Origin of the sequence: Rhodococcus sp. 05-2254-6 (genome assembly GCF_002258565.1) — a bacterium.
Classification (GTDB): domain Bacteria; phylum Actinomycetota; class Actinomycetes; order Mycobacteriales; family Mycobacteriaceae; genus Rhodococcoides.
The window spans coordinates 20,494-27,071 of record NZ_NOZF01000085.1 but is presented as its reverse complement, the minus strand read 5'-3'; the positions used below and the strand labels follow the sequence as shown (position 1 = coordinate 27,071).

The window sequence follows — 6,578 nt, the reverse complement described above, 5'->3', positions numbered from 1 at the left end:
CGTGCCGCCGATGGACTTGAGATCCTCACCGCGGACGGCGTGGACCGGCACCGAGTCGAGCAGTCCCTTCGTGTACGGATGGCGTGGTTCACCGAACACCTCGGACACCGGTCCGGTCTCGACCACGTTGCCCGCGTACATGATGGCGACCCGGTCGGCCTCTTCGGCCACCAGGGCGAGGTCGTGGGTGATCAGGACGACGGCCATGTCGTGTTCGGTGAACCACGCCATCCGTACACGAAGGGACTGCTCGACTCGGTGCCGGTCCACGCCGTCCGCGGTGAGGATCTCAAGTCCATCGGCGGCACGCCACCGGACCTGCATTCCATTCCCGACGGGTGTGTGTACCAGGCCCGCTGCCCCCTCTCCCGCGACATCTGCATCAGTGCTCGCCCGCCGCTCGAATCCGTCGGTACCGGCCGAAGGTCGGCCTGCCACTTCCCGAACGAGGTAACCAGTCATGCCTGAGCAACTGTTGACCGTGCGCAGCCTGAACAAGACCTTCGACGTCGGCCGCGGCAAGCTCCGTGCCCTCGACGCCATCGACCTGGATCTGCGACGCGGTGAGACCCTGGGCCTGGTCGGCGAATCCGGCTGCGGCAAGTCCACTCTCGCGCGCACCCTGATGATGCTCGAACGACCCGACTCGGGCACGGTCGCGTTCGACGGCGTCGATCCGTTCGCGCTGCGCGGCAAGGAACTCCTCGCGTGGCGTCGACGCGTGCAAATGGTGTTCCAGGACCCGTACGGTTCCCTGAACTCACGCATGACTGCAGGCGACATCATCGGCGAGCCGTGGCGAACCCACAAGGGCCTGTACAGGACTCGCCGCGATCGCTCCGCACGGGTCCGCGAACTGCTGCACCTGGTGGGCCTGCGCCCGAGCGACGAGAACCGCTTCCCGCAGGAGTTCTCCGGCGGTCAACGCCAACGCCTCGGCATCGCGCGGGCGCTGGCGCTGAACCCCGACGTGATCATCTGCGACGAGCCGGTCTCGGCACTCGATCTCTCGGTACAGGCGCAGGTGCTCAACCTGCTCAACGACCTGCAGAAGCAGCTCGGCATCTCGTACGTGTTCATCTCGCACGATCTGTCGGTCGTCCGACACGTCGCCGACCGCGTCGCGGTGATGTACCTCGGCCGCATCGTCGAATCCGGGGCCACCGAAGCAGTGTTCGACCGTCCGGCTCACCCGTACACAGCGGCATTGATGTCGGCCGCACCCACACTCGACGCGTCGAACCGCGGGACGAAGATCCTGCTGAAGGGCGAGGTACCGTCGCCGCTGAATCCGCCGTCGGGATGTCGGTTCCGCACGCGCTGCTGGAAGGCAACCGACCTGTGTGCGAGTGAGGCACCCCCGGTGGCGCTCGACGCGGACGAGGCCGATCACATCGCCGAATGCCACTATCCCCTCGTCGCAGGCAATCTCGGCCTCGTCGCCGCCGGGACGTGATGGCGACACACCTGAGCATCACCGGATTCGTCGTCGTCGCGCTGGCCATCTTCTTCGCGTCGGCGATGCAGGCGTCCATCGGATTCGGCATGGGTATGCTCGCCGCGCCCATCGTGGCGATCGTCGACCCCGGCCTGATCCCGGCGACGCTCATCATGCTGGCCGTCGTGGTCAGTGTGCTCGTTCTGATTCGCGATCGCACCGCCCTCGACCTCTCGGGTGCAGGGTGGGCGCTCGCCGGTCGCCTCCCCGGTTCTGTGGTGGGCGCACTACTGCTCGTGCTGCTACCCGAGCGCGGACTGGCCATCCTGCTGGCGCTGGTGGTGCTCTGCGGCGTCGCACTGACGTCGTTCGGTTGGGTCCCGTTGCCGCACAGACGAAATCTGGTGATGGCCGGGGCCGCGTCGGGAATTCTGGGAACGGCCACCTCGATCGGCGGACCCCCGATGGCACTGGTGTGGCAACGCAACACCGGAGCCGAACTGCGCAGCACCATGAGCTGCTTCTTCCTCGTCGGCTCGCTGATCTCGCTGGCGGTACTCGCGGTCGCCGGCGCGGTGGATGCCCATACGGCAACGCTGTTCGTGTTCCTGGCCCCGGCGACGATTCTCGGTTTCCTGCTCTCCCGGGTGGTCAACAAAGTCCTCGATCGTCGACGGCTGCGCATCGTCGCGATCACCGTCTCCGCCGTCGGCGCGCTCGTGCTCGTTGTCCAGCAGGTGTCGGCGCTCGCCTAACTCACGAAATAGTGAGTTGAATCGCCATCTCGTGTCGGAACGCGTCGATCGGGTAGTCGGTGTCGATGACTACGAACAACACCCGCGCATTGATCGTCGGTGCCACCGGCATCTCCGGACAAGCCTTGTGCCGCGTTGCTCTCGACGCAGGCTGGGACACGTACGGACTCAGCCGTAGTGGCAGCACTCCGGTCGACGGCGTCATCGGTGTGGCCGCCGATCTGCTCGACCCGGCCTCGCTCGAGGAGGCGCTGAACGACGTCCGCCCCGAGGTCGTGTTCTTCACCGCATGGATGAAGAAGGACTCCGAGCAGGAGAACATCGAGGTCAACTCGGCGACCCTACGCAACGTGCTGAACGTGCTCGGCCCCCTCGACTCGGTGAAGCACGTCGCGTTGATGACCGGCCTCAAGCACTACCTCGGACCGTTCGATGCCTACGGTGAGGCAGTGATGGCCGAGACGCCGTTCCACGAGACCGAGGATCGCCTCGACACTCCCAACTTCTACTACGCGCAGGAAGACGAATTGTTCGCCGGTGCCGAGAAGTTCGGATTCGGTTGGAGTGTGCACCGCGCGCACACCATCTCCGGATTCGCGGTCGGCAACGCGATGAACATGATGTTGACGCTGTCCGTGTACGCAGCGATCTGCAAGGAGCTCGGCGAGAAGTTCGTCTTCCCCGGTTCCGAGACACAGTGGAACGGCCTCACCGACCTCACCGACGCGGACCTGCTCGCCGAGCAGATGGTGTGGGCCGCAACCGACGACAACGCACACAACGAGGCGTTCAACATCGCCAACGGTGACGTCTTCCGCTGGCGCTGGCTGTGGCCGCAGTTCGCCGCGCACTTCGGCGTCGAGCCCGAGGGCTACGACAGCGAGCCGCGTCCACTCGAACCCCGCATGTCCGACGCGGCCGCAACGTGGAAGCGCATCGCCGAGAAGCACGATCTGGTCGAAAGCGATGTCTCACGGCTCGCGTCGTGGTGGCACACCGACGGCGACCTCGGCCGCGACATGGAATGCCTGACCGACATGAACAAATCGAAGAACGCCGGGTTCCTAGGCTTCCGATCCACACCGGATGCCATCGCCTCGGTGATCCAGCGCTACCGGGATGCGCGCCTGATTCCCTGAGCGGCTGCGCCGCACGTGCACGGAAACTCGACCCCTGCTACGAGTTTCCGCTCACCTGCGCGTAGCGCTCCCGTACCGCCGGGGTCGGGTCGGCCTCGTATGTCTTCGACGCGGCCTGCGCCCAGGTCGGCGGCTCGCTGGTCCCGGCCAGTGTCCACGCCGCCTGGCGCGCGGCACCGTCGGCGACGTATTCACCCGGCTCGGGCACGATCACCGGGACGCCGAGAATGGCCGGGGCCAACTCGCGCAGTGCAGCGGACTTCGCACCGCCGCCGATGAGCAGCACCCGCTTCGTCTCGACCCCCTGCGAACGCAGATGGTCGATACCGTCGGCCAAACCGCACAGCAGTCCTTCGACGGCCGCTCGCGCGAGGTGGCCCGGTGTCGAATTGTTCAGTCGCAGGACATGAATCGCACCGGATGCATCGGGACGGTTGGGGGTGCGCTCGCCCTCGAAGTACGGCACCATCACCACACCGTCGCTCGTCGTCGACAGCGCCAACCGCGACAACTCGTCGTGATCGACGCCCAGCATCCGCGCCGTCGCATCGAGGACGCGAGCAGCGTTGAGCGTGCACACCAACGGCAGTTGACGGCCGGTGGCGTCGGCGAATCCGGCGACCAGACCCGAACCGTCCGCGGCCGCAACCGAGGTCACGGCAGATACGACACCCGACGTGCCGATCGAGACCACCACATCGCCGGGCTGAGCGTCGAGGGCGAGGGCTGCCGCGGCATTGTCTCCGGTCCCCGGCCCGATCAGTGCCCCGCTGCGAGTGCGGCCGATGGCCTCGTTGGGTGCAGCCACGCGGGGCAGCAGTGGGTTACGACCCCGAAAACCGAACTGCAGCAGATCCGTTCGATATTCGTCAGTGGCCGCGGAGAAGTACCCGGTGCCACTGGCGTCGCCTCGATCGGTGGCCAGAGCGTCGAGCCCCGATGCCCCGCCGAGCTGCCAGCTCAGCCAATCGTGCGGAAGGCACACCGCCGCAGTGCGATCGGCGTTCTCGGGCTCGTGGTCGGCAAGCCATCGCAGCTTGGCGACGGTGATCGAGGCCAACGGAACCACGCCGACGGCGTCGGCCCAGGCCTGCCCGCCGTCGGTGCCTTCTTTTTCGCCCAACTCGGAGACCAAGTCCGTCGCGGCCTGCGCCGATCGAGTGTCGTTCCACAGCAGGGCTTTACGGACGACGGATCCTTTGTCGTCGAGGCAGACCATTCCGTGCTGCTGCGCGCCCACCGACACCGCGTCCACGTCGTCGAGTCCGCCTGCGGCAGCGATCGCCTCGTCGAGAGCGTCTTTCCAGCGCTGCGGGTCGATCTCGGTGCCGTCGGGATGCGCTGCTCGCCCCTGGCGGACCAAGTCCCCCGACTCGGCGTCACGAACGAAGACTTTGCACGATTGGGTGGAGGAGTCGATTCCGGCAACGAGAGCCACGGTGAGCGGGTCCTTTCCTACGCAAGTGTGATCTACGACCCTACCCGCGAGGCGCGGTTGCCTCCGTCACCAACGTGCGCGCGTAGGCGATGGCCTGCGGCGTGGTCTCGAAAACACGGCGCGCTTCGTCGTCCTTGGTGGTGAACACGCCCAGCGCCGTCAGCGGACGCAGGTGTTCGGGTTTGGCTGCGGAAATGAGGACGGTGATGCGGCGATGTTCGAGTTCGGTAATCGTGTCCTTGAGGACCAGAGCTCCGGTGGCATCGATGGTGGTCACTCGCGACATGCGCAGGATCACCACTTTCACGTCCGACACGTCGGCGAGCTCGAGCAGGAAGCTGTGCGCAGCTCCGAAGAACAGTGCACCGTCGATCCGGTAGGCGACGATGTGTTCGCGCAGCAGGCCTTCTTCTTCCTTCGAGACCGCGTCGAGTGCATCGAGCGGTACCTTCTCGACCGTGGCCGATCGCGCGACTGCGCGCAGTGCCAGCACCGCAGCGAACCCGACGCCGACCGCCACAGCCGTCACCAGATCGAACAGAACCGTGACGAGAAAAGTCGACGCCATCACTACGGTGTCGCCGCGACCGGCGCGGGAAATTGCTCGGATGGAGGCTGTTTCGACCATGCGCACCGTTGTCGCCAGGAGCACCCCGGCCAGAGCGGCGAGGGGAATGTCGGCCACCAAGCCCGCGGCGGAGTACATGATGGCGGCGAGGATCACCGCGTGGGTGAGCGCCGAGAGCCTGGTCCGTGCCCCGGATCGAACGTTGACGGCCGTACGGGCGATGGCACCGGTGGCGGGAATCCCGCCGAACAACGGCGCGGCGATATTGGCAAGTCCCTGCCCGAACAGTTCGCGATCGGGATTGTGCCGCGCGCCGACGCCCATCGAGTCCGCCGCGGTCGCGGACAGCAGCGATTCCAGTGCAGCCAGCGCGGCGACGGCGAACGCGGGTGCCAACAACGCCGTCACGTCACCGAGGTGGAAGAAGCTCAGGCTCGGGGCGGACAACGACGACGGAATGGTGCCGATGCGGGCGATGTCGAGGTCGAACAATTGAGTGATCACCGTTGCTCCGGCGACCGCAACCAGGGAGAACGGGATCTTCGGAGCCAAGCGGCCGCCGACCAGCATGACGATCGCGACCGTGACGGCCACGGTGGGCGTCAGAACGCTCGCATTCGAGACGAACGAGCGCACCGCGTCGAACGCGGACTGCCACACCTTCTCGCCCTCGGCGTCGGTGATACCCAGGGCCGACGGAACCTGTTGCAGCGCAATGACGACGGCGATGCCTGCGGTGAACCCCTCGATGACGGGTGCCGGCATGTACCGGACGGCTCGACCGACGCCTGCACCGGCGAGCGCCAGCAGAATGATTCCGGCCATCAGTCCGACGGCGAGTACTCCGTTCGGCCCGTACTCGGCGACGATGGGTACGAGCACCACCGTCATGGCGCCGGTCGGCCCGGACACCTGAAATCTGGATCCGCCGAATACCGCGGCGACGACTCCCGCGATGATCGCGGTGGTCAGGCCCGCCGCCGCACCCAGCCCGGTGCTGACGCCGAAGCCGAGTGCCAGAGGCAACGCGACCAGGGCCACGATCAGCCCGGCCAGCAGATCCGCGCCGGGTGCGCGGAAGGCCGGTTTCCACTCGCTCCACCTGGGCAGCAGCGCTGTCACAGCACTGAGGGCGTCGGTCCTGCGGGAAGGTTTCGTCGGTTCGGACATGTGACGCTTTCTGAGAACTCATCGATCCTGATGTAGCTACTTGCTAAGTTTAGCAAGTAATGAACCAGGT

Annotated in this window: 5 protein-coding genes and 2 pseudogenes; 4 read left to right on the top strand and 3 right to left on the bottom strand. The window is 66.4% G+C overall.

Annotated features, from left to right (window positions below):
• Positions 1 to 219, bottom strand: a pseudogene (locus CH256_RS10495) (oligopeptide/dipeptide ABC transporter ATP-binding protein); the annotation flags it as partial.
• Here CH256_RS10495 and CH256_RS10490 point away from each other — a divergent pair.
• From CH256_RS10490 to CH256_RS10475, 4 genes and pseudogenes are all read left to right on the top strand, one after another.
• Positions 211 to 468, top strand: a pseudogene (locus tag CH256_RS10490) (oligopeptide/dipeptide ABC transporter ATP-binding protein); the annotation flags it as partial. The pseudogenes CH256_RS10495 and CH256_RS10490 sit on opposite strands and share 9 nt — an antisense overlap.
• A complete protein-coding gene (locus CH256_RS10485; protein WP_094669549.1) occupies positions 461 to 1,456 on the top strand; it encodes an ABC transporter ATP-binding protein in 996 nt (331 codons plus the stop codon). The pseudogene CH256_RS10490 and the gene CH256_RS10485, both read left to right, overlap by 8 nt.
• Positions 1,456 to 2,193, top strand: a complete 738-nt coding sequence (locus CH256_RS10480) for a sulfite exporter TauE/SafE family protein (protein ID WP_094669548.1) — start codon at positions 1,456 to 1,458, stop codon at positions 2,191 to 2,193. Before CH256_RS10485 ends, CH256_RS10480 begins: the two co-directional genes overlap by 1 nt.
• Positions 2,194 to 2,258: 65 nt before the next feature.
• Complete coding sequence (locus tag CH256_RS10475) at positions 2,259 to 3,332, top strand: SDR family oxidoreductase (protein WP_068048894.1); 1,074 nt, start codon at positions 2,259 to 2,261, stop codon at positions 3,330 to 3,332.
• Positions 3,333 to 3,369: 37 nt separating this feature from the next.
• On the opposite strand, the gene CH256_RS10470 is transcribed toward CH256_RS10475, so the two are convergent.
• Positions 3,370 to 4,770: a xylulokinase gene (locus tag CH256_RS10470; RefSeq protein WP_094669547.1), complete on the bottom strand. Its 1,401-nt coding sequence runs from the start codon at positions 4,768 to 4,770 to the stop codon at positions 3,370 to 3,372.
• Positions 4,771 to 4,810: 40 nt separating this feature from the next.
• Positions 4,811 to 6,508: a SulP family inorganic anion transporter gene (locus tag CH256_RS10465; RefSeq protein WP_094669546.1), complete on the bottom strand. Its 1,698-nt coding sequence runs from the start codon at positions 6,506 to 6,508 to the stop codon at positions 4,811 to 4,813.
• Positions 6,509 to 6,578 lie beyond the last annotated feature (70 nt).